The organism is Rhizobium sp. CF142 (genome assembly GCF_000281145.1).
In the GTDB taxonomy this organism is placed as follows: Bacteria; Pseudomonadota; Alphaproteobacteria; order Rhizobiales; family Rhizobiaceae; genus Rhizobium.
In genome coordinates this window covers 294446-315220 of record NZ_AJWE01000114.1, presented here as the reverse complement: position 1 = coordinate 315220, position 20775 = coordinate 294446, and the positions used below count along the sequence as shown (strand labels likewise).

23 protein-coding genes are annotated in these 20775 nt (G+C 60.7%); 13 read left to right on the top strand and 10 right to left on the bottom strand.

Annotated elements, in window-relative coordinates; all coding sequences use genetic code 11:
- Positions 1 to 68 precede the first annotated feature (68 nt).
- The 9 genes from PMI11_RS29405 to PMI11_RS29365 all read left to right on the top strand — a co-directional run bounded on the left by PMI11_RS29405 (position 69) and on the right by PMI11_RS29365 (position 5635).
- Positions 69 to 776 carry a DUF1045 domain-containing protein gene (locus PMI11_RS29405; protein ID WP_007824637.1) on the top strand — a complete coding sequence of 236 codons (708 nt, stop codon included), beginning with the start codon at positions 69 to 71 and terminating at the stop codon, positions 774 to 776.
- Positions 777 to 875: 99 nt separating this feature from the next.
- On the top strand, positions 876 to 1799 hold the full coding sequence (puuE, locus tag PMI11_RS29400; RefSeq protein WP_007824635.1) for an allantoinase PuuE: 924 nt from the start codon (positions 876 to 878) through the stop codon (positions 1797 to 1799).
- Positions 1799 to 2296 carry a 2-oxo-4-hydroxy-4-carboxy-5-ureidoimidazoline decarboxylase gene (uraD, locus tag PMI11_RS29395; RefSeq protein ID WP_007824633.1) on the top strand — a complete coding sequence of 166 codons (498 nt, stop codon included), beginning with the start codon at positions 1799 to 1801 and terminating at the stop codon, positions 2294 to 2296. Before puuE ends, uraD begins: the two co-directional genes overlap by 1 nt.
- Positions 2297 to 3319, top strand: coding sequence for an allantoicase (gene alc, locus PMI11_RS29390; protein ID WP_007824631.1), 1023 nt, complete (start codon positions 2297 to 2299; stop codon positions 3317 to 3319).
- A 57-nt stretch (positions 3320 to 3376) separates the two neighbouring features.
- Complete coding sequence (locus tag PMI11_RS29385; RefSeq protein ID WP_007824629.1) at positions 3377 to 3667, top strand: nucleotidyltransferase family protein; 291 nt, start codon at positions 3377 to 3379, stop codon at positions 3665 to 3667.
- Positions 3664 to 4026, top strand: a complete 363-nt coding sequence (locus PMI11_RS29380) for a HepT-like ribonuclease domain-containing protein (RefSeq protein WP_007824627.1) — start codon at positions 3664 to 3666, stop codon at positions 4024 to 4026. The genes PMI11_RS29385 and PMI11_RS29380 overlap by 4 nt, the downstream gene beginning before the upstream one ends.
- 4 nt (positions 4027 to 4030) lie before the next feature.
- Positions 4031 to 4531: an ureidoglycolate lyase gene (locus tag PMI11_RS29375; protein WP_037072409.1), complete on the top strand. Its 501-nt coding sequence runs from the start codon at positions 4031 to 4033 to the stop codon at positions 4529 to 4531.
- Positions 4528 to 4884 (top strand): hydroxyisourate hydrolase, encoded by a 357-nt coding sequence (gene uraH, locus PMI11_RS29370; protein WP_007824623.1) that lies wholly within the window; start codon positions 4528 to 4530, stop codon positions 4882 to 4884. The genes PMI11_RS29375 and uraH overlap by 4 nt, the downstream gene beginning before the upstream one ends.
- Position 4885: 1 nt before the next feature.
- Entirely contained in the window at positions 4886 to 5635 is a 750-nt protein-coding gene (locus PMI11_RS29365; protein WP_007824621.1) for a metallophosphoesterase family protein, read from the top strand.
- Between the two features lie 2 nt (positions 5636 to 5637).
- Here PMI11_RS29365 and PMI11_RS29360 read toward each other — a convergent pair whose 3' ends face one another.
- The 3 genes from PMI11_RS29360 to PMI11_RS29350 form a co-directional block, all read right to left on the bottom strand.
- Positions 5638 to 6771: an alpha-hydroxy acid oxidase gene (locus PMI11_RS29360; protein WP_007824619.1), complete on the bottom strand. Its 1134-nt coding sequence runs from the start codon at positions 6769 to 6771 to the stop codon at positions 5638 to 5640.
- Positions 6772 to 6856: 85 nt separating this feature from the next.
- Entirely contained in the window at positions 6857 to 8179 is a 1323-nt protein-coding gene (gene guaD / locus PMI11_RS29355) for a guanine deaminase (RefSeq protein WP_007824618.1), read from the bottom strand.
- On the bottom strand, positions 8176 to 9414 hold the full coding sequence (locus PMI11_RS29350) for a urate hydroxylase PuuD (protein ID WP_007824616.1): 1239 nt from the start codon (positions 9412 to 9414) through the stop codon (positions 8176 to 8178). Before PMI11_RS29350 ends, guaD begins: the two co-directional genes overlap by 4 nt.
- Positions 9415 to 9582: 168 nt before the next feature.
- Between PMI11_RS29350 and PMI11_RS29345 the strand changes: the two genes are divergently transcribed.
- Complete coding sequence (locus PMI11_RS29345; RefSeq protein ID WP_007824614.1) at positions 9583 to 9774, top strand: hypothetical protein; 192 nt, start codon at positions 9583 to 9585, stop codon at positions 9772 to 9774.
- A gap of 1 nt (position 9775) precedes the next feature.
- On the opposite strand, the gene PMI11_RS29340 is transcribed toward PMI11_RS29345, so the two are convergent.
- Together PMI11_RS29340 and PMI11_RS29335 are read right to left on the bottom strand one after the other, a co-directional pair.
- Positions 9776 to 10030, bottom strand: coding sequence for a hypothetical protein (locus tag PMI11_RS29340; RefSeq protein ID WP_007824612.1), 255 nt, complete (start codon positions 10028 to 10030; stop codon positions 9776 to 9778).
- Positions 10031 to 10139: 109 nt separating this feature from the next.
- Positions 10140 to 11669 carry a winged helix-turn-helix domain-containing tetratricopeptide repeat protein gene (locus tag PMI11_RS29335; RefSeq protein ID WP_007824610.1) on the bottom strand — a complete coding sequence of 510 codons (1530 nt, stop codon included), beginning with the start codon at positions 11667 to 11669 and terminating at the stop codon, positions 10140 to 10142.
- A gap of 251 nt (positions 11670 to 11920) precedes the next feature.
- Here PMI11_RS29335 and PMI11_RS29330 point away from each other — a divergent pair, with 251 nt between their 5' ends.
- A complete protein-coding gene (locus tag PMI11_RS29330) occupies positions 11921 to 12253 on the top strand; it encodes a hypothetical protein (RefSeq protein WP_007824608.1) in 333 nt (110 codons plus the stop codon).
- A 4-nt stretch (positions 12254 to 12257) separates the two neighbouring features.
- Here PMI11_RS29330 and PMI11_RS29325 read toward each other — a convergent pair whose 3' ends face one another.
- Positions 12258 to 13166, bottom strand: a complete 909-nt coding sequence (locus PMI11_RS29325) for a LysR substrate-binding domain-containing protein (RefSeq protein WP_007824606.1) — start codon at positions 13164 to 13166, stop codon at positions 12258 to 12260.
- 100 nt (positions 13167 to 13266) lie between these two features.
- Between PMI11_RS29325 and PMI11_RS37510 the strand changes: the two genes are divergently transcribed.
- Positions 13267 to 13464, top strand: a complete 198-nt coding sequence (locus PMI11_RS37510; RefSeq protein WP_007824604.1) for a hypothetical protein — start codon at positions 13267 to 13269, stop codon at positions 13462 to 13464.
- Here PMI11_RS37510 and xdhC read toward each other — a convergent pair.
- From xdhC to PMI11_RS29300, 4 genes are all read right to left on the bottom strand, one after another.
- Positions 13440 to 14291, bottom strand: a complete 852-nt coding sequence (gene xdhC / locus PMI11_RS29315) for a xanthine dehydrogenase accessory protein XdhC (protein ID WP_007824603.1) — start codon at positions 14289 to 14291, stop codon at positions 13440 to 13442. The two genes, PMI11_RS37510 and xdhC, sit on opposite strands and share 25 nt — an antisense overlap.
- 2 nt (positions 14292 to 14293) lie before the next feature.
- The gene (xdhB, locus tag PMI11_RS29310; RefSeq protein ID WP_007824602.1) at positions 14294 to 16630 is read right to left on the bottom strand and encodes a xanthine dehydrogenase molybdopterin binding subunit; all 2337 of its coding nucleotides are present in this window, start codon (positions 16628 to 16630) and stop codon (positions 14294 to 14296) included.
- 181 nt (positions 16631 to 16811) lie between these two features.
- Positions 16812 to 18278, bottom strand: coding sequence for a xanthine dehydrogenase small subunit (gene xdhA, locus PMI11_RS29305; RefSeq protein ID WP_007824601.1), 1467 nt, complete (start codon positions 18276 to 18278; stop codon positions 16812 to 16814).
- Positions 18279 to 18306: 28 nt separating this feature from the next.
- Entirely contained in the window at positions 18307 to 19083 is a 777-nt protein-coding gene (locus PMI11_RS29300) for a 3-hydroxybutyrate dehydrogenase (protein WP_007824600.1), read from the bottom strand.
- A gap of 181 nt (positions 19084 to 19264) precedes the next feature.
- Here PMI11_RS29300 and glpK point away from each other — a divergent pair, with 181 nt between their 5' ends.
- Positions 19265 to 20758 (top strand): glycerol kinase GlpK, encoded by a 1494-nt coding sequence (gene glpK, locus PMI11_RS29295; protein ID WP_007824598.1) that lies wholly within the window; start codon positions 19265 to 19267, stop codon positions 20756 to 20758.
- Positions 20759 to 20775 lie beyond the last annotated feature (17 nt).

The window sequence follows — 20775 nt, the reverse complement described above, 5'->3', positions numbered from 1 at the left end:
CTATCTGCTTGCGCATCGACGGCGCGGGACGTGATCCCGCGCTCATTTCATCCGATGGAGGAAATCGCATGCGCTATGCCATTTGCTTCACGCCCCCTGCGAGCGATCCGCTCTCGCATGTGGCGGCCAATTGGCTTGGCCGCAACGTATTTTCAGGCGATATGGTCGAGCCCCCGGCAATCCGCGGCCTCGGGATCCATGAGATCGCCTTTCATACGGCAGTGCCGCGTCGCTATGGGTTTCACGGCGTGCTGAAGGCCCCTTTCCACCTCTCGTCTGAGGTTTCCGAATCGCAACTGCTGCGCGATTTGATGCGCTTTTGCGGGACGCTTTCGCCCTTCCAGATTCCGCGTCTGGAAGTTGCGCGCCTCGGCACGTTCTACAGCCTGTCACCGATCCGTCCTTGCGATCAGGTTCACTACCTCGCATCTGCTATCGTCCAGGAGTTCGACCGGTTTCGTGCGCCGCTCTCCGAGGCGGATATCGAGCGCAGCGATCCGGATGGACTGTCGGCCGCGCAGTTCACGAACCTGCATCGCTGGGGCAATCCTTACGTGATGGACGAGTTCCGCTTCCATATGCCGGTCACAGGCCCGGTCAACGCGGTCGACATGCCGCGTATCGAGCAGGCGCTGCGGTCACTGTTCGATCCGGTGCTTGCCGAACCGGTGACGGTCTCGAATGTCGCGCTGATGATCGAGGAGGGCACCGGCGGCCCGTTCCGGGTGCACTCGCTGCATCCGATGGGCAAGGTAAGCGCGCGCAAAATCGCCTGAGGCGCACGCCTCGGGCCGAAGGCCAGTTACGCACTTTTACGGCTCGACATTCCGCTCACGGATGCTACCGTTTCACCTGTCTTTTCAAAAGGTGATTTGATGGTATCCGAGACCTATCCGCGCAATCTCATCGGCTACGGGCGCAATACGCCCGATCCGAAGTGGCCCGGCGAGGCACGCGTCGCAGTGCAGTTCGTCATCAATTACGAGGAGGGCGGCGAGAGCTCCATCCTCGACGGCGATCCGGCTTCGGAAAACCTGCTGTCGGAAATCGTCGGCGCGCAGCCCTGGCCGAACCAGCGCAATCTCAACATGGAGTCGATCTACGAATACGGCTCCCGCGCCGGCTTCTGGCGGCTTTGGCGTCTTTTCACCGATCTCAAGGTGCAGGCGACCGTCTATGGCGTGACGGTTGCCATGGCGCGCAATCCAGAAGCGGTTGCCGCGATGAAGGAAGCGGGCTGGGAGATCGCCAGCCACGGTTATCGCTGGCTGGAATACAAGGATTTCCCCGAGGATCTGGAGCGCAAGCATATTCTCGAAGCCGTGCGCCTGCACACCGAGCTGACCGGTGAGCGGCCCTATGGCATGTATCAGGGCAAGCCCTCCGACAATACGCTGAAGCTGGTTCAGGAGGAGGGTGGTTTCCTTTATTCGTCGGACTCTTATGCAGACGATCTGCCCTATTGGGTGAAAGGCATCGACGAAAATCCCTTCCTCATTATTCCCTATACGCTCGAAACCAACGACATGCGGTTTGCAACGCCGCAGGGCTTCAATTCCGGTGACCAGTTCTTCACCTACCTCAAGGATGCGTTCGATACGCTCTACGAGGAAGGCAAGGAGGGTAGTCCGAAGATGATGTCGGTCGGCCTGCATTGCCGCCTCGTCGGCCGGCCGGGACGCGTGGCGTCGCTGAGGCGCTTCATGGAATATGTGCTGAAGCACGACAAGGTCTGGATCCCCCGCCGTATCGAGATCGCGCGGCACTGGCATGCGAACCACAAGCCGGAAACAGTCTGATGATTTCGCGCAACGAATTTGTGTCCCGCTTCGGTGGGGTGTTCGAGCATTCGCCCTTCATCGCCGAGCGGGCTTATGACGATGGCTTTGTCGGCGACAAGCTGACGGTGGATCGTGTGCACACGGAGCTCGTCGCCATTTTCCGCGCGGCGAGCAGGGAAGAGCGCCTCGGTGTCTTGCGCGCTCATCCCGATCTTGCCGGGCGGCTGGCGATATCGGGTGAGCTGACTGAAGACAGCAAAAAGGAACAGGCTGGTGCCGGGCTCGACCGGTTGAGCCCTGCCGAGCATGCGCGTTTCACCGAGCTCAACTCCGCCTATACGCAGAAATTCGGCTTTCCCTTCATCATCGCGGTGAAGGGGCTGAACAAGGACGATATCCTTGCCGCTTTCGAAAAGCGGATCGACAATATCGGCGACGAAGAATTCGTGACTGCGGCAGCGCAGGTCGAGAAGATCGCGTTGCTGCGCCTGACATCCATGCTTCCGGAGACCTGAATGACCGCTACGACCGATACCAGCCTGCCAACTTTCGCCACGGGCGCCATCAATCTTGCTTCGGCCCGTCTCGGCGCCAAAGGGCTTTACGCCACGGACGAATTCTTCGCGCCGCTGGAGCGCATGCTGCAGGATGTGCCGGCAAGCTTCGATCCGGATCTCTATGACGATAATGGCAAGTACATGGACGGCTGGGAAAGCCGTCGCAAGCGCGTTCCCGGCCATGACTGGGCAATCGTGAAGCTCGCCATGCCGGGCCGCATCTTCGGCTTCGATGTCGATACCAGCTATTTCACCGGCAACTATCCGCCGCATTGCTCGATCGAGGCGGCCTTTGTCGAAAGCGGCGATCCGACCGACGCGACGGCATGGACCGAAATCCTGGCAAAGTCGCCGCTTGGCTCTAGCGCCCACCACTTCTTCGAGAATGCCGACAAGGAGAAGATCTGGACGCATCTTCGCCTGCATATTTACCCTGACGGAGGCGTGGCGCGTCTGCGCGTCTATGGCTCGGCCTATTTTGATTGGTCTAAGGTCGGCGCGGGCGAGGAGATCGACCTTGCCTATATCTTCAACGGTGCGAAGTCGCTTGCCTGGTCGGATGCGCATTACGGCCATCCCGACAAGCTGCTCGGCCCCGGCCGCGGCATCAACATGGGCGACGGCTGGGAAACCAAGCGTCGCCGCGGCCCGGGTCACGACTGGGCGATCATCCGCCTCGGCCATGCTGGCACGATCAAGCGCGTGATCGTGGATACGGCCTTCTACAAGGGCAATTTCCCCGACACCTGCGAACTCTTCGGCGCCTATCTGCCTGATCTCGGCGATACGCTCTCGGAAGCCGATATTGCCGCATCGGAAAACTGGAAGCCGATCCTGCCGCGCAGCCAGCTGCAGATGGATCACATCCATGAATATGGCAGCGATACGATCGCCGATATCGGTCCCATCACGCACGTGCGCTACGCCATGCATCCTGACGGAGGCACGATGCGGCTTCGGCTCTATGGGGTGAAGGCTTGAGTTCTTTCCTCTTTCAGCCACGTCCCTTATATTCGCGGCATCAGGAGTGATGCCGCGATGAGACCGTCGGAAGTGCTGGAGAAGAACAGGCAGGCGATTCGTGAAGCGACCAAGCGCTTCAACGCAGCGAACCCACGTGTCTTCGGCTCCGTTGCACGCGGCGAGGATCGGTCGGATAGCGATCTGGATATTCTGGTGGACGCTTTGCCCGGGACGACGCTGTTCGATCTTGGCGGGTTGCTGGAAGAATTGCAGGACATTCTGGGGGTTAAGGTGGATTTGGTTACTGCTGGTGGATTGCCGGAGCGCATCAAGCATCGTGTTCTATCGGAAGCCTCTGCCATATGAGCCGTGAGCGCCTTCTTGAACATGTGGATCGCATGCAGGAGGCCGCACAGCAGGCTTTCGACCTGACAGAGGGCATGAGCCAGGAACAGTTTCTCGGTGATATTCGCACTCAGTTGGCGGTGACGATGTCGCTGGTCCTGGTTGGCGAAGCGGCAGCCCGAATTTCGGCAGGCGACCCCGGCTTTATCCAGGATCATCAGGAAATTCCGTGGACCCGGATCAGGGGCATGCGAAACCTGATCGTTCACGATTATTATCGGGCAGAATTGCCCGTCATCTGGCAGACGGTCCGGACCGACTTGCCGGCTCTGGTTTCCCAACTTGAAAATGTTCGCCACTGGCGCGTTCAGGGCGAGTAAGACCGTGCCCCAATATCTCGAGATACAGCCTCTCACGAAATCCGCCTTCGCGCCCTTCGGTGAGGTGATCGAAGCCGATCCAGCAACGATGCGTTATATCAATGGCGGCAATACCGAGCGTTTCCATGCGCTTGCGGCGCCCGAAGCGGTGGGCGAAGGCGCGCGCGTCATCATCAGTCTCTTCCGCGGCCAGCCGCGTGCTTTTCCCTACGAACTCGGCATGATGGAACGGCATCCGTTCGGCAGCCAGAGCTTCTCGCCGATATCAGGCCGGCCTTTCCTTGTCGTCGTTTCGGAAGATGAAGGCGGTCGTCCGGGTCGTCCGCAGGCTTTTCTTGCGCGCGGCGATCAGGGCGTCAATTACAGGCGCAATGTCTGGCACCATCCGCTGATGGCGCTTGGCGCGCCGAGCGATTTTCTCGTTGTCGACCGTGACGGGCCGGGCAACAATCTGGAAGAATTCTTCCTCGACATCCCCTTCATCATCAAAGAGCCAGGCCTATGACCGGACTGACCACTCATGTTCTCGATACTGCGCTCGGCAAGCCGGCACAGGGGCTGCGGATCGATCTGTTTCACATCGAGGGTGAGCTTCGTCACCATCTCAAAACCGTCGAGACCAATGCCGATGGCCGCGTCGATGGCGGGCCGATCCTGATCGGCGAGAGCTTTCGCGCCGGAACTTACGAACTGCTCTTTCACGCTGGAGATTATCTGAGGGCAAACGGGACGGCGCTGCCACATCCGGCCTTCCTCGATCTCGTGCCGATCCGCTTCGGCATAGCCGACACCTCGGCGCATTATCATGTGCCGCTGCTGATCTCGCCCTACGGCTATTCCACCTATCGCGGGAGCTGACATGCGCTTTGCCGCTATCGCCGATATCCACGGAAACTATCTGGCGCTTGAAGCCGTGCTGGCTGACATCGCTGCCCAAGGCATTACAGATATCGTCAATCTTGGCGATTGTTTCAGCGGTCCGCTGGAGGCGGGCAGGGTGGCGGACCGGCTGCTATCACTCTCCATTCCGACCGTGCGCGGCAATCACGACCGCTATCTGATCGAAGGACCGCCGGAGGAGATGCATATCTCGGACGCCGCCGCCTACGCACAGCTTGGTGCAGCTCATTTCGATTGGCTACGGTCGCTGCCGGTCGACCTGATCTACCGGCATGAGGTCTATCTCTGCCATGCGGCGCCCGAGGATGATAACCTCTACTGGCTGGATATGGCCGTTGCCGATGGCAGCGTGGTGCTCAGGCCGCAGGCGGAGATCGAAGCGCTGGCGAAAGGTATCCAAAGCCCATTGATCCTGTGTGGCCACACGCATATTCCGCGCATGGCAGCGCTTTCCGGCGGCCGTCTTATCGTCAATCCCGGTAGTGTCGGCGGCCCGGCCTATGACGATGACAAGCCCTATCCGCACAAGGTTGAAACCGGCCACGCGATGGCGAGTTATGCGGTGCTGGAAAAATCGGCCAGTGGATGGACTGCACAATTCCGCAATATCAGATACGACAACATGGCGATGTCGGCGCTAGCGGAAGCCAATGGCCGCCCGGAATGGGCCGCAGCACTCGCGACAGGCCGGATGCCGCAATCTTACTGACATCAGGCAATAATCGAGGAGTCCACATCCTTGATGTCGCGCTTGCCGCAGAGCGCCATGGTGATGTCCATCTCCTTGCGAATGATGTTTAGCGCAAGTGTCACGCCCTCTTTGCCCATGGCGCCGAGGCCATAGAGGAAAGGCCGGCCGATATAGGTGCCGCGCGCACCGAGGGCCACAGCTTTCAGAACATCCTGGCCGGAGCGGATGCCACCATCCAGATGTACTTCGAGGCGGTTGCCGATCGCATCGAGGATCCGCGGCAGCATGCTGATCGAGGATGGCGCGCCGTCGAGCTGGCGGCCGCCGTGGTTGGAGACGATAATCGCGTCGGCCCCGGTATCGACGGCCTGTTTTGCATCCTCGACATCGAGAATGCCCTTGATGATCAACGGGCCGCCCCATTGTTCCTTGATCCAGGCGACATCCTTCCACGACAGCTGCGGGTCGAACTGTTCATGAGTGAAGGTCGAAATCGATGAGAGATCGGTAACGCCTTTGGCGTGGCCGAGAATATTGCCGAAACTGCGCCGCTTCGTCTTCATCATGTCCATGCACCAGAAGGGGCGCGTCGCCATCTGCCAGATATGTTTGGGCGTGAATTTCGGCGGTGCAGAGAGGCCATTGCGCAGGTCCTTGTGGCGCTGGCCGAGGATCTGCAGGTCGGCGGTCAGCACCAGCGCGGAGCATTTGGCAGCCTTGGCGCGGTTGATGAGATCGACCACGAAGCCCCTGTCGCGCATGACATAGAGCTGGAACCAGAAAGGCTTCGTCGTGACGGAGGCGACATCCTCGATCGAGCAGATGCTCATGGTCGACAGCGTGAAGGGCACGCCGAATTCTTCCGCCGCGCGGGCCGCCAGCATTTCGCCATCGGCATGCTGCATGCCGGTCATGCCGGTCGGTGCCAGGGCCACCGGCATCGACACTTTCTGGCCGATCATCGTCGTCTCGAGCGTGCGGTTGGTCATGTCGACCAGCACGCGCTGGCGCAGCTTGATGTCACGGAAATCGGCTTCGTTGGCGGCGTAGGTCGATTCCGTCCAGGCGCCGGAATCCGCATAGTCGAAGAACATCTTCGGGACGCGGCGCTGGGCCATTTTCTTGAGATCGGCGATGGTCAGCGGCTGGGCCATGAAGAGAACCTTCACATCTGGATGGTTCCCTCGTGTAGCACGCTTTTTCGGCGCTTTGCCATTTGATTTCAGGGCCGTTTTTACGTCAGGCGGCAGGTCCCGAAAGCTTGGCCTTCAACGCCACGCCGGCCACATAGGTTTCCGCCACGGCGCGGTCGTCGCCCATGGTCTGCAGCAGGAATAGCTCTTCCGGAAGCGTCTTCACGACTTCCATCTTCAGCGCCATGGCCGGTGTCGCCGCCGCATTGAGGACGACGAGGTCAGCATCGGTGCCGAGCTCCAGTGTGCCGATTTTGTCAGCCAGCGACAGCGCCTCGGCATTGCCGAGCGTCATGTAGTAATAGCTGTCCAGCGGATTCAGTCGTTCACCGAGAAGCTGCTGGATTTTGTAGGCCTCATCCATGGTTCGCAACATGGAATAGCTCGAGCCGCCGCCAATATCCGTGGCGACGCCGATGCGAACGGGCTTCTCGCGGCGGGCCAATGCCTTCAGTGGAAAGAGGCCGGAGCCGAGGAAGAGGTTGGATGTCGGGCAATGGACGGCGATCGCGCCGGTCTCGCTCATGGCGTCGGCTTCGCGCTCCGAAAGATGGATGGCGTGGCCGAACAGGCTCTTCGGCCCGAGCAGGCCGTAACGGGCATAAATATCAGTATAGTCGGTCGCTTCCGGATAGAGCTCGCAGGTGAATTTGATCTCGTCGTGGTTTTCCGACAGATGCGTCTGGATGTGCAGGTCGGGGAATTCGCGGGCGAGCGCTGCCGTTGCCTCCATCTGGGCGGGCGTCGAGGTGATCGCAAAGCGCGGCGTGATCGCGACGTGGTTGCGGCCTTTGCCGTGCCAGTCGGCGATTACCTGCCGGGTCTCATCGTAACCCATCTCCGGCGTATCGAGCAGGCCCTGCGGCGCGTTGCGGTCCATCATCACCTTGCCGCCGACCATGCGCATGTTGCGACGCATGGCTTCAGCGAAATAGGCGTCAGCCGAGGTCTTATGAACAGAGCAATAGGCAACCGCCGTCGTCGTGCCGTGGCGGATCAGCTCGTCGTAGAAATGCGTGGCGATCTTCTGCGCATGGGCGCTTTCGACGAAGCGGCATTCCTCAGGGAACGTATAGGTGTTCAGCCATTCCAGAAGGTTTGCGGCATAGGAGGCAATGACCTGCATCTGTGGGAAATGCAGGTGCATGTCGATGAGGCCAGGCATGATCAGATGCGGGCGGTGATCGATTTCGGAGACCTCGGCAGGTGCCTTGGCCTTGACGTCAGCATAGGTGCCGACAGCGGCGATGATGCCATCCTCGATCAACAGACCGCCGTCTGTCTCGTAGAGATAGCTTTCACTATCGGCGAGGCTGAGCGGGGCACGGCGAAAGGAGAGCAGGCGCCCGCGCAGGAGTATCGTGGTCATTCTTGTTTGCCTTCGACTGCGCTTTCGAACCAGGCGATGAGCAGCTTGCGCTCATCGGGCGTAATGTCGGTCACGTTGCCCGGCGGCATGGCATGGCTTCGACCGGCCTGTATATAGATTTCGCGCGCATGCGCGGCAATTTCCGCGTCATTTTCCAGAATCACGCCCTTTGGTGGCCGGGCGATGCCCTCATAGACCGGTTCTGCCGCATGGCACATGGAACAGCGCGTGCCGATCAGCTGCTTCACGGCGGGAAAATGCGGATCGCTGGCAAACTGCTGGAAGGCGGGGGTGACGGAGGCATTCTGATCCTCGCCAGTCAGCAATTTGGGCACGGTCGATAGCCACATGATGAGGATGAAGAGCACGACCGTGACGATCCATGTCCAGGTCGGCCGGCCTTTGCGAGCATGGGTGGTGTTGAACCAGTGGCGGATCGTGACGCCCATCAGGAAGACCAGAGCGGCGATCACCCAGTTGAAGGCAGTACCGAAGGCCAGCGGATAGTGGTTCGACAGCATGAAGAAGATGACGGGCAGCGTCAGGTAGTTGTTATGGAGCGAGCGCTGCTTGGCCATGTAGCCATATTTGGCATCTGGCGTGCGGCCGGCGATCAGGTCGGCGACGACGATCTTCTGGTTGGGAATGATGATCATGAAGACGTTGGCCGACATGATCGTGGCGGTGAAGGCACCGAGATGCAGGAAGGCGGCGCGGCCGGTGAAGACCTGCGTATAGCCCCAGGCCATGAAGACCAGCACAACGTAGAGGACCGCCATCAGGCCCCAGGTGTTCTTGCCGAGCGGCGACTTGCAGAGCAGGTCGTAGATGATCCAGCCGCCGGCGAGTGATGCAAGCGAGATCAGGATCGCCATCGGCTTCGAAATATCGAGCACGTGGCGATCGATGAGAAAGAGGTCGGCGCCGCCATAATAGACGATGCAGAGCATCAGGAAGCCGGAGAGCCAGGTGAAATAGCTCTCATATTTGAACCAGGTCAGGTGTTCCGGCATCTCGGCCGGCGCCACCAGATATTTCTGGATGTGGTAGAAGCCGCCACCATGGACCTGCCATTCCTCGCCGTGAACACCGGCGGGCAGATGCGGCCGCTTCACCAGGCCGAGGTCGAGCGCGATGAAATAGAAGGACGACCCGATCCAGGCGATCGCGGTGACGACATGGAACCAGCGCGCCGCAAGGGCCAGCCACTCCCAGGCTATTGCATATTCATACATTCAGTTCCCCTGTTCTTCTTCCCGACTCGTGAGATTGCGAGAAATTCCGGCGCGAGGAAAGGGGGCATGTGGGGTTTCTTGCCGCAGTGGAGATTGCAGGAAGAGCTTGCCGGGTGCGGCATTTGTGCTAAGGCATCGCCGACGACGCTAATAAGGAGCCGCTGAAACATGCAGATCGAAGTCCCTTGCCCGAAGTGCCGCAACACGCGCATGAAGTTTCCGCGCCCGCAGCCGATCGACAGCGACATCATCACCTGTTTCAGCTGCAATTTCGACCTCGGCACCTACGGTTCGATCAAGGCCAAGATGGTGGCGATGCTGAACCGCGTCGCGGCCGCCGAAAGGCAGCAGAAGCACTAATTTACGGCTTAAGCCGGTGCAGCTGTGCCGGCTGCAGGAAGGGCCTGTTCACAGAACGTGCCTGCCAGAGCAGCAATCTTTTGCGGATGAAGGCCATTAATCCGGCGGTCTGCGGATCGGCCGCGGGTGGCACTTCGGGTTCAGCGATACAGTCGGTGATGTCCTCCAGCAGGGGGGCATCGAATGGACCGACAGACCGTGGGGCAGGGGTGAGTTTGCCCTGGTCGAGCGACAGGATCATCAAGGGTGATAACATCGGGACCTCCCGGAATGCGCTGTTTGCGCGATGAGAGGAGATTGTTCCGTCCGTATGCATCGGGTCCTTTAGCGACAGCCTAAAAGATCCAAAGAATGACGAAAGATTCCTAAGCTTCCGGCAGGCCCGCCTCGCGAAGGCCGTTCAGGACAAGGGCCAGGCGCTCGGGGACTTTGGTTGCCTGCCCGGCCGCGATGCTTGCCAGTGTGCTATCGGGCGCGATGCGCAACAGATGCTGCAGGAAGCGTTTTGCTTCTTCGTGCCGCCCGAGAAGCATGTTGTCGGTGATCAGAATCCAGACTGTCGGATCGAAATTCGGGTTTAGCGCCAGTGAGCGCGACGCCCAGAGAAGCGATTGCTCGTAGTTGCCGCGGATCATCTCGATGTCGGCGAGACCGCAGAAGGTGATGTGGGCGTGGGGATCAAGCGGGCTCAGGCGGTGGGCACGCTTGAGATATTGCTGTGCCTGGTCGAGGTTGCCGCAATGCAGATGGGCGATGCCGGCTCTTACGACAACGCCAAGGCTGTTAGGATTGACATCGACGGCGGCCTGCATGATCGCCAGACCCCAATCATATTCGCGTCCAACCTGAATGAGCGACATGCCGCAGGTGGCCATGATCGTGGCGTCGCCTCTCGCCAGTTCGATGCCCCGGCGCGCGAGTGCCACGCATCTCTCTGCATCGTCCGCTCCAAAGGGCGGCCAGCCCATGGTCCTGCGATGTTCGAGCGTATAGGAGGCGAGCGCCAGGATACGGGCATTGTCCGGCTCGCGCTCAAGCGCCGCAGTCAATAGCGCGTGGGCCTCGGCATTCTGAGTGGAGGTTTCTGCAAGAATCTTCGGCGGGGTCTGCAGACAGATATCATAGACGGAAATGCTGCCCGGCCGCTCCCGGCGTGCGCGTTCCAGCTCGGCCCGCTGGAGATGGGGCTCGATCCCTATCGCGACGGATTCGGTAATGCGGTCCTGAAATTCGAAGACATCTTCGAGATTGCCGTCGAAGCTTTGCGCCCAGAGCTGAACATTGGCCGAGGCATCCACCAGCCGGGCATAGATGCGCAGTCTGTTGCCGGATTTGCTTAGGCTGCCTTCGAGCACATATTTGACGCCGAGTTCGATGGCGATCTTTCTGATATCGCCCACGTCCCGATAAACGAAGCTGGTATTGCGGGCGATGACGGCAAAGGATTTGAAGCGACTGAGCGCCGTAATGACATCATCGACGACGCCGTCGGCAAAATATTGCTGCTCGGGATCGCCGCTCAGGTTTTCGAATGGCAGCACCGCGAGCGACGGGACGACCTGTTCCCCGATGTCGGCGAGCGGAGCCTGGTTCCTGAAAAGGCGATAGCCGAGGCGCGGCAGCGTCACGATCCATTCCTGCCCGTCCGGCCGCTGCCCGAGCGCCTTGCGCAGATGGGCGATCTGGACGGAAAGATTGCCTTCCTCGACCATGATCCCCGGCCAGCCCGCTTCGATCAAAGCGTCTTTTCCGACCGGGCGTCCGTCGGCATCGAGCAGCGCCTTGAGCAGTGAAAGCGCGCGCTGGCCGAGCGCAACTGGCTGGCCGTCCCGCCGCAGCACGCCGCTGCCAGGGTCAAGCATGAAACGGCCGAAAGCATATCGCTGCTCTTCCATCACAATACTTATATCCGCGCAATTTGAGGTGGCAATCTAGTTGCATGCTGCGCTGTCGAGTGGGTGTGGCATTCGCATGCCTTAAAAAACATCAGATTTCTGCGACATTTTATCCACCGCGAATGCTCCGAAGTGGAGCAGATGATTCCTTGAAATGTGAAGATCGGGTTACAGTTTTTTAATGCTCGCCGCCGGAATGAGGTGGAAACCGCTAGAGACCGGTGGCGCATTCATCGACGGAGAAGATGCCGATGCGCAGCATTCTGACATGTGTGATGATTGCGTATGCGTCGTTCGCGACAGCCCACGACGCCGCCACGGGGTGGAGTTACGACCCCTACTGTTGCAATGGAAATGCCGAAAACGGCGATTGCCAGATGATCCCGTCCAAGACCGTGGCCATCACCCCGGGCGGTTATCTGCTGACATTAAAGCCTGGCGACCACCGCCTGGTGACGCGTAACCATGTCTTTCTGCTGCCGATGACCAAGGCGATGCATTCGGGCGACAGCGATTATCATCTCTGCCTGTTCCCGAATGAGGATACGCCGCGATGTTTCTATGCGCCTGAGATGGGTTATTGAAGATTCAATCTTGGAGCTTTTCCTGCTCCACATCGAATTTCTGCAGCAGCCATTTCCGAAAGTTCCTGATTTTCGGCACGTTTCGCCTGTTTTCAGGATAGGCAAGCCAATAGTCGCGTCCGTCATTGCCGGTCAGTTCGAAGGGCTGGTAAAGCCTTCCGGCGGCGACATCGTCCTGGAAATGGCCGGGATTGAGCATGGCGACACCGCCGCTGGCAATCGCGATGCTGGCATCGAGGATCTGGGTGCCGAATTCGCTTTTCGGATAGCGGGAGAGATCGGCATCCTTGACGCCCGCGGCCGCGAACCATTCTGCCCACCAGGAATCGCCGGCGCTGATCAGGAACAGTTTCAAAAGATCCGCTGGCTCGTTGATGCCACCGATTTCGGCCGCGAGCTTGGGGCTCAGCATGGGGGAGTAATCAAGTTTCATCAGCCGATGACTGATGAGGCCCGGCCAATCGCCGCGACCCCAACGGATTGCCACGTCGGCAGCCTCTTTCTGGAAGTCGACGATCGTGCCTGAGGTGACGAGCCTGACGGCAATGTCCGGAAACTGCAGCTGGAAAGCGCCGATGTAGCGCGAGAGCCATTGCTGGGCGAAGGTCGCCGTCGAATGGATCGTCAGCGTTTCCCCGGTCGTCTTGCGCATCGAGGCCATGGCTTCGATCAGAATGTCGAATGCTTCGGAGACCCTTGGCGCGAGATGTTTGCCTGCTTCCGTCAGCTCAATCTGGCGGGGTAAGCGCAGGAAGAGCGGCTCGCCGATATTCTCCTCCAGAAGCTTGATCTGGTAGCTGACGGCCGTCTGCGTCATGCCGAGCTCATCGCCGGCCCGGGTGAAACTGCCGAGCCGGGCCACGGCTTCGAAGACGCGCAGCGCATTCAGCGGGAACTGCTTCGACAGTTTCATGGATAAGTTCTCTTTATGGATGCAGACGGTTGTTCGATTGGAATTGCAGCATTTTTCCCGGCAAACTGCAATCATCTCATCAAACCATCAAGGTGATGTCATGGATTGCCAAGCTATCGAAGAGAGCCATTCTCCCACACGAGAGACATTGTTCACCGTCATCATTCGCCGGCTGGCCCGGGGGATTGGCAGCCGGATGCCGCGGCTGGATATCGACGTCACACCCGATCGTATCAAGCGCGATCTCGGTTTCCTGGATGGACGCGATCCGCGCTACGAGGATGACCGGTCGCGATAGGCGGCAAGCGCTGTCAGGATTTCGGCCGCTGTCATGGCGGCGATCACTTCGGGGCGTTTGTCCTTCACGGAGGAGCCGCCGATCGGCAAAGTAAGGCGCTCGAGCCAGGAGCGTTCGCCGCCTGCCTCGCGGGAAAGCCAGTTCGCAAAGGTCGCCCGTTTGGTCGCCGAGCCGATCATGCCGGTATAGGCAAGGTCGGTGCGGACGAGCGCTTCACAGGCGATCAGGAAATCAAGGGCATGATCGTGGGTCAGGATGACGAGCGCCGCGCCGGCGGGAATATCCTTCACCAGCGCCTCGGGCATCGGCAGCAACAGGCTTTTCGTCGAGGCCGGAAGATTGGCAAGCTCATCCCGCCGGGTTTCGATGACGGTGACGGAGAGGGGCAGCGGTGCAAGAGCCGCTGCAAGGGCGCGGCCGACATGGCCGGCGCCGAAGACGTAGACCTCGGGCAGGCGTTCTGCTTCGCTCTCCTGCTTTTTCTCCAATTCGTCTTTGACCGCATCCGTCACACGACGGAAGCGCAGTTGCGTGCGGCCGCCGCAGCACTGGCCGATTTCCGGCCCGAGCGGAATATCCATGATATCTGTACCGCCGGTGCCGCCGAGCAATTCGCGGGCATTGCCGATGGCGATGAATTCGAACTGGCCGCCGCCGACCGTGCCCCAGAGGCTGCTTGCCGAGACCAGCATGAAGGTGCCGGTCTCGCGCGGTGTCGAGCCCTGCGTGCCGGTTATTTCGACGAGGATCGCTTCGGGCTGGAGTGCCAGAAAGGCGCGGAAGTCGCTGCCGGGCACAAAACCGGAAAGGATTTCGCGCCGCGTCATGATTACACCCTCTTCATCCTCTCGATCGCCATCAGCACGCGTTCGGGCGTGGCAGGCGCATCGAGATGGGGGCAGACGCGGTAGTTCGCGACGCTGGCGATGGCCATGGAGAGAGCTTCCAGCACTGAAATCGCCAGCATGAAGGGCGGTTCGCCGACGGCCTTGGAGCGGCCGATCGTGGCTTCCGCATTCTCGGACCATTCGGCGAGCCGTACATTGAAGATCTTCGGCCGGTCGGAGGCGAGCGGGATCTTATAGGTAGAGGGCGCATGCGTACGCAGGCGGCCCTTGTCATCCCACCAGAGCTCCTCGGTCGTCAGCCAGCCCATGCCCTGAACGAAGGCGCCTTCGATCTGGCCGATATCGATTGCCGGGTTCAGCGAGCGGCCGACATCGTGGAGAATGTCGGTGCGGTCAATGAGATACTCGCCGGTCAGCGTGTCGATCGTGACCTCGGTGCAGGCGGCGCCATAGGCGAAATAGTAGAAGGGCGTGCCGCGGCCGGCCTTGCGGTCCCAGTGGATCTTCGGCGTCTTGTAGAAGCCGGCGGCGGAAAGCTGCACGCGGGCGAAATAGGCCTGCTTGATGAAATCGGGGAAGGGGATTTCGATCTCACCGACTCGTACACGGTTCGGCAGGAAGACAATCTCCGAAACCGGAACCTCCCATTTCTCCGCCGCGAAGGCGACCAGCCGTTCCTTGAGCTGGCGCGCCGCATCGTAGGCTGCCATGCCGTTCAGGTCCGAACCGGAAGAGGCGGCCGTGGCCGAGGTATTCGGCACCTTGCCCGTCGTGGTCGCTGTTATCTTCACGCGGTCGATATCGACCTGGAAGCTGTCAGCCAGCACCTGCGCCACCTTGGTATAGAGGCCCTGGCCCATTTCCGTCCCGCCATGGTTCAGGTGGATCGAGCCATCCTGATAGATATGGACGAGGGCGCCGGCCTGGTTGAAGGCGGTCATGGTGAACGAGATGCCGAATTTCACCGGCGTCAGGGCAATGCCCTTGCGGATATAGCGGCTGTCGCGGTTGAAGGAGACGATGGCGTTGCGTCGGGCGCGGTAGTCGGCACCGTCCTCCAGCTCCTCGACCACGCGGGCGATGATATTGTCCTCGACTTCCTGATGATAGGGCGTGGTGGTGCGCCCCGACCCCGGCTGGCCGTAGAAGTTCAGCTTGCGGATATCGAGCGGATCCTTGCCGACGGCATAGGCGATCTCTTCGATGAAGCGCTCGGCGCCGAGCATGCCCTGCGGGCCGCCGAAACCGCGGAAGGCGGTGTTGGAGACGGTATGGGTCTTCAGCGGCTGCGAGATCAGATGCACATGCGGATAGAAATAGCTGGAATCGGCATGGAACAAGGCGCGGTCTGTGACCGGGCCTGAAAGATCCGAGGAGAAGCCGCAGCGGGCCGAATAGGTGGCATCGACGGCGTGGATGCGGCCGTCATCATCGAAGCCGAGTTCGTAGTCGACGCGGAAATCGTGGCGCTTGCCGGTGGCGCTCATGTCCTCGTCGCGATCGGGCCGGAACTTGATGGCGCGCTTCAGCTTCTTGGCGGCGACTGCAGCCAGTGCCGCAAACTGGTTGCCCTGCGTTTCCTTGCCGCCGAAGCCGCCGCCCATGCGGCGCACGTTCACCGTGACCGCGTTTGAAGGAATATGCAGCACATGGCCGACAATGTGCTGGACCTCGCTCGGGTGCTGGGTGGACGACCAGACGGCGACCTCGTCATCCTCGCCGGGGATAGCCATGGCGATATGGCTTTCGAGGTAGAAATGCTCCTGGCCGCCGATGCGCATGCGGCCGGTCAGCCGGCGCGGGGCATTTGCCATTTCCGCCTTGGCTTCGCCACGCTGCAGCGTCATCGGCGTGATGACGAGCGGGCTGCCGTTCTCGATCGCGCCGTCGATGTCGCTCCAATGCGGCAGGTCGCGATATTCGATCTTTGCCTTACGGGCGGCACGGCGGGCCGCCTCGCGGGTTTCGGCTATCACGGCGAAGATCGGCTGGCCGTGGAATTGGACCAGGGTTTCGGCAAGCAGCGGCTCGTCGTGGCTGCCGTTCGAGCTGACATCGTTGACGCCGGGAATGTCCTTGCCGGTGAAGACCCAGACGACGCCGGGACAGGCCGCGACCTCCGACAGGTCCATCGAGATGATCTCGGCATGGGCGCGATCGGACATGCCGAGAGCGCCGTGCAGGAGATCAGCGGGTTCGGGAATATCGTCGATATAATCGGCACTTCCGGTGACATGCTTATGCGCTGAATCATGGCGCAACGACACATGCATCTGGCCGTTGATGAGCTTGCGGTCCTCGAAGGTGGACTTGTCCATCAGATGGCTCCTTCGCGAGGAGAGGTTGGCGCGTGTGGCCCCCTCATCCGCCCTTCGGGCACCTTCTCCCCCGGGGGAGAAGGGAGAACGGAGACGGCGCGGCATCCCCTTCTCCCCAGCGGGGAGAAGGTGGCGGCAGCCGGATGAGGGGGCCATACGGCACGGGTTTGCATCATCCCCATCACGCCACCTCCTCGAACCGCTTCAACTCAGCCGGCGCACCGACCGTTTCTAGATAGAAGCGCGTCAGCAGGTTCTTGGCCGTCAGTTGGCGATATTCCGCCGTGGCGCGCCAGTCCGTCAGCGGCTGGAAATCCGCATCGAAGGCAGCGCGGGCGGCCTCGATGGTCGCTTCGCTCCAGACCTTGCCGATCAATTCGGCCTCAACCGAGCGGGCGCGTTTCGGCGTTGCCGCCATGCCGCCGAGCGCAATGCGGATCTCGCTGACATGCTCGGCCTCATCAAGCACCAGGTAGAAGGCGCCGAGTACGGCGGTGATATCCTCGTCGCGGCGCTTGCTGATCTTGTAGGTGGCAAATTTGGCGTCTGCGACCGGGTGGGGCACGAAGACGCTTTCGACGAATTCGCCCGGCCGGCGATCCTGCTTGCCATAGGCGATGAAGTAGTCTTCCAGCGGCAGCGTGCGGGCGCCTCCGGCCGAGCGCAGCGTCAGCTGCGCTCCAAGCGCAATCAAGGGCGGCGGGCTGTCGCCGATTGGCGAGCCGTTGGCGATATTGCCGCCGATCGTGCCCATGTTGCGCACCTGATCGCCGCCGATGCGGGTGATGAGGCGGGCGAAGGCGGGGATCTTGCTGGCGATTGTGTCGAGCGCGCGGGTGTAGGTGACGCCGGCACCGATGCTGATGCCATATTCACCTGCAGTAATCGTCTGAAGCTCAGCCAGATGATTGATGAAGACCACGGGGTTCAGGTGCTGCATCTGCTTGGTGACCCAGAGGCCGACATCGGTCGAGCCGGCAATGACGGTTGCGGTCGGCTCGGCCGTCAGCACCCTCGCAAGCGCATCGACGGAGCGCGGCACGATGAGGCGGCCTTCTTCTGACACAATCGAGATCGTATTGGATGCCTGCATGGCCCAGAGGCGAGAGATGATCTCGGCGCGGGTCTTTTCGAGCGGATCGAAGAGGGTGCTTGGCCGCTGCAGGCTCACCTGCTCGGCGGCCTTGACGATGGGCTCATAGCCTGTGCAGCGACAGAGATTGCCTTGCAGCGCCTTTTCGATCTCGGCACGATCCGGCTTCTCGTTGGAGAGCCAGAGGCCGTAAAGGGACATGATGAAACCGGGCGTGCAGAAGCCGCATTGTGAACCGTGGAAATCGACCATGGCCTGCTGCACCGGATGCAGCGTGCCGTCCCTGGCTGCCAGATGCTCGATCGTCACTACATGGGTCGCGTGCAGGGAGCCGATGAAGCGGATGCAGGCATTGACGGATTCATAGAAAAGCTTGCCGTCGATGAGCCGGCCGACCAGCACGGTGCAGGCGCCGCAATCGCCCTCGGCGCAACCTTCCTTGGTGCCCGTCAGCCGTCGCTTCAGCCGGAGAAAATCGAGAAGAGTCTCCGTCGGCCGGACGTTACTCAAGGAAACGTCCTCGCCATTGAGGATGAAGCGGATGCTGTCGTTCATGATATTCCCGGTTGTTTTCTTAAAATGGTTATGCCGCCGTCCAGCCCCCGTCAATCGAGATGTGCGTGCCGGTCACCTGCCGGGCTTCCTCGCTTGCGAGGTAGAGCGCCAGCGCTCCGATCTCCTCGGCCTTGACGAATTCATGCGTCGGCTGCGCCTTGAGGATGACCTCGGTCTTGACCTGCTCCTCAGTCATGCCGCGCGCCTTGGCGGTATCGGGGATCTGCTTTTCGACCAGCGGGGTCAGTACATAGCCGGGGCAGATGGCGTTTACCGTCACGCCGAATTCGGCAAGCTCGAGGGCAGCCGTCTTCGTCAAGCCTAATATACCATGCTTCGCCGCTACATAGGCAGATTTGAAGGGCGAGGCGACCAAGCCGTGGGCCGAGGCGATATTGATGATGCGGCCGTATTTCCTCGCCTTCATGAGCGGGATCGCAGCCCGCATCGTATGGAAAGAGCTGGAAAGATTGATGGCGATGATCTGGTCCCACTTCTCGATCGGGAAATCCTCGATCTTTTCGACATGCTGGATGCCGGCATTGTTGACGAGCACATCGACCGTTCCGAAGGTCTTGCCGGCAGTCTCGATCAGATCGGCAATCTCTGACGGCTTCGTCATGTCGGCCGGGTGATAGAGGGCTTTCGCTTTCGACGATGATTCAAGACGTTCGATTATCGCCTTGATTTCGTCGTCCTTTCCGAAGCCGTTGATGACGACATTGTCGCCCTTGGCAGCAAAGGCGGTGGCGATCGCAAGCCCGATGCCGCTGGTGGAGCCGGTGACGACGACTGATCTGCTCATGCTTCTTCCTCCCTGACTATGAGATGCTGCATTGCAGCGTCAAAGCGAGGTTATGCTCAAAGGCGTCGGGCTGGCAATCGGGAAGTGGCTGAGGGGCTTGGCTGCCACTTACGCCCTTCCAAGCCAGGCGGACCTGCCCTATTGATTTGCCACGACAACAGGATAGCGCGGGAGGAATCGCATGGGTGGATATGTTCTGGCGGTCGATCAGGGAACGACCTCGACGCGGGCGATCGTCTTCGATGGCGACATGAAGATCGCCGGCATGGGCCAGAAGGAATTCACGCAATTCTATCCGCGCTCCGGCTGGGTGGAGCACGATCCCGAGGAAATCTGGGATTCGGTCGTTTCGACTATCCACATGGCGCTGCGCGAAGCCAAGGTGACGGCCAAGGATATTGCCGCACTCGGCATCACCAACCAGCGCGAGACCGTCGTCGTCTGGGAGCGCGAGACCGGCAAGCCGATCCAGAACGCCATCGTCTGGCAGGACCGGCGCACGGCAAGCTATTGCGACAATCTCAAGCGGCAGGATCTTGAGCGTACCTTCGCGAAAAAGACCGGCCTTATCCTCGATCCCTATTTCTCGGGCACGAAGCTTTCCTGGATGCTCGCCAATGTGAAGGGCGCCAGAGCAAGGGCAGCGCGCGGTGACCTCTGCTTCGGCACGATCGATACTTTCCTCATATGGCGGCTGACGGGCGGCAAGAGCTTCGTGACCGACGCGACCAATGCGTCGCGCACGCTGATGTTCAATATCGCGACCAATGAATGGGACGAGGATCTGCTCGACATCCTGCGCGTGCCGGCCGCCATGCTGCCCGAGGTGAAGGATTGCGCTGATGATTTCGGCACCGTCGATCCGGAGCTGTTTGGTGCAGCCATTCCGATCCTCGGCGTTGCCGGCGACCAGCAGGCGGCGACGATCGGCCAGGCCTGCTTCGAGCCGGGCATGCTGAAATCGACCTACGGTACCGGCTGCTTCGCGCTGCTCAATACCGGCAGCGATATGGTGCGATCGAAGAACCGGCTGCTGACGACGATTGCCTATCGCCTGAATGGCGAGACGACCTATGCGCTGGAGGGCTCCATCTTCATTGCGGGGGCAGCGGTTCAGTGGTTGCGCGACGGGCTTGGGATCATCGACAGGGCATCCGATACCAATGATTTGGCGGAGAAGGCTGATCCGACACAGGACGTCTATCTCGTGCCGGCCTTTACCGGCCTCGGTGCGCCGCATTGGGATGCGAAGGCACGCGGTGCGATTTACGGCCTGACCCGCAACAGCGGCCCGGCAGAACTTTCCCGTGCGGCGCTGGAAGCGGTTTGCTACCAGACGCGCGACCTCTTGGAAGCGATGCAGAAGGACTGGAAGAACGGTACCGACGATACTGTGCTGCGCGTCGATGGCGGCATGGTCGCCTCGGACTGGACGATGCAGCGGCTTGCCGACCTGCTGGAGGCGCCGGTCGACCGTCCCGTCATCCTGGAGACGACGGCGCTTGGCGCAGCGTGGCTGGCCGGCAGCAGGGCCGGGGTCTGGCCGGACAGGGAGAAGTTTTCCGCGACCTGGAAGCGTGACCGGCGCTTCGAGCCCTCGATGGACGAGAAGACCCGTGCCGCTAAGCTCAAGGGTTGGAAGAATGCGGTGAAGCGGACGCTGAGCGAGCTTTGATTGCTCAGTTTGGCGAG

Bases quoted from the DNA above. Each gene is read 5' to 3' on its own strand.
- alc (WP_007824631.1), top strand. From the start codon at position 2,297: ATGACCGCTACGACCGATACCAGCCTGCCAACTTTCGCCACGGGCGCC.
- PMI11_RS29340 (WP_007824612.1), bottom strand. From the start codon at position 10,030: ATGTTATCACCCTTGATGATCCTGTCGCTCGACCAGGGCAAACTCACC.
- PMI11_RS29335 (WP_007824610.1), bottom strand. From the start codon at position 11,669: ATGGAAGAGCAGCGATATGCTTTCGGCCGTTTCATGCTTGACCCTGGC.
- PMI11_RS29380 (WP_007824627.1), top strand. From the start codon at position 3,664: ATGAGCCGTGAGCGCCTTCTTGAACATGTGGATCGCATGCAGGAGGCC.
- guaD (WP_007824618.1), bottom strand. From the start codon at position 8,179: ATGACCACGATACTCCTGCGCGGGCGCCTGCTCTCCTTTCGCCGTGCC.
- PMI11_RS29300 (WP_007824600.1), bottom strand. From the start codon at position 19,083: ATGAGCAGATCAGTCGTCGTCACCGGCTCCACCAGCGGCATCGGGCTT.
- PMI11_RS29365 (WP_007824621.1), top strand. From the start codon at position 4,886: ATGCGCTTTGCCGCTATCGCCGATATCCACGGAAACTATCTGGCGCTT.
- puuE (WP_007824635.1), top strand. From the start codon at position 876: ATGGTATCCGAGACCTATCCGCGCAATCTCATCGGCTACGGGCGCAAT.
- PMI11_RS29360 (WP_007824619.1), bottom strand. From the start codon at position 6,771: ATGGCCCAGCCGCTGACCATCGCCGATCTCAAGAAAATGGCCCAGCGC.
- glpK (WP_007824598.1), top strand. From the start codon at position 19,265: ATGGGTGGATATGTTCTGGCGGTCGATCAGGGAACGACCTCGACGCGG.
- PMI11_RS37510 (WP_007824604.1), top strand. From the start codon at position 13,267: ATGGATTGCCAAGCTATCGAAGAGAGCCATTCTCCCACACGAGAGACA.
- xdhB (WP_007824602.1), bottom strand. From the start codon at position 16,630: ATGGACAAGTCCACCTTCGAGGACCGCAAGCTCATCAACGGCCAGATG.
- PMI11_RS29345 (WP_007824614.1), top strand. From the start codon at position 9,583: ATGCAGATCGAAGTCCCTTGCCCGAAGTGCCGCAACACGCGCATGAAG.
- uraD (WP_007824633.1), top strand. From the start codon at position 1,799: ATGATTTCGCGCAACGAATTTGTGTCCCGCTTCGGTGGGGTGTTCGAG.
- xdhA (WP_007824601.1), bottom strand. From the start codon at position 18,278: ATGAACGACAGCATCCGCTTCATCCTCAATGGCGAGGACGTTTCCTTG.
- xdhC (WP_007824603.1), bottom strand. From the start codon at position 14,291: ATGACGCGGCGCGAAATCCTTTCCGGTTTTGTGCCCGGCAGCGACTTC.
- PMI11_RS29350 (WP_007824616.1), bottom strand. From the start codon at position 9,414: ATGTATGAATATGCAATAGCCTGGGAGTGGCTGGCCCTTGCGGCGCGC.
- PMI11_RS29330 (WP_007824608.1), top strand. From the start codon at position 11,921: ATGCGCAGCATTCTGACATGTGTGATGATTGCGTATGCGTCGTTCGCG.
- PMI11_RS29405 (WP_007824637.1), top strand. From the start codon at position 69: ATGCGCTATGCCATTTGCTTCACGCCCCCTGCGAGCGATCCGCTCTCG.
- PMI11_RS29385 (WP_007824629.1), top strand. From the start codon at position 3,377: ATGAGACCGTCGGAAGTGCTGGAGAAGAACAGGCAGGCGATTCGTGAA.
- uraH (WP_007824623.1), top strand. From the start codon at position 4,528: ATGACCGGACTGACCACTCATGTTCTCGATACTGCGCTCGGCAAGCCG.
- PMI11_RS29325 (WP_007824606.1), bottom strand. From the start codon at position 13,166: ATGAAACTGTCGAAGCAGTTCCCGCTGAATGCGCTGCGCGTCTTCGAA.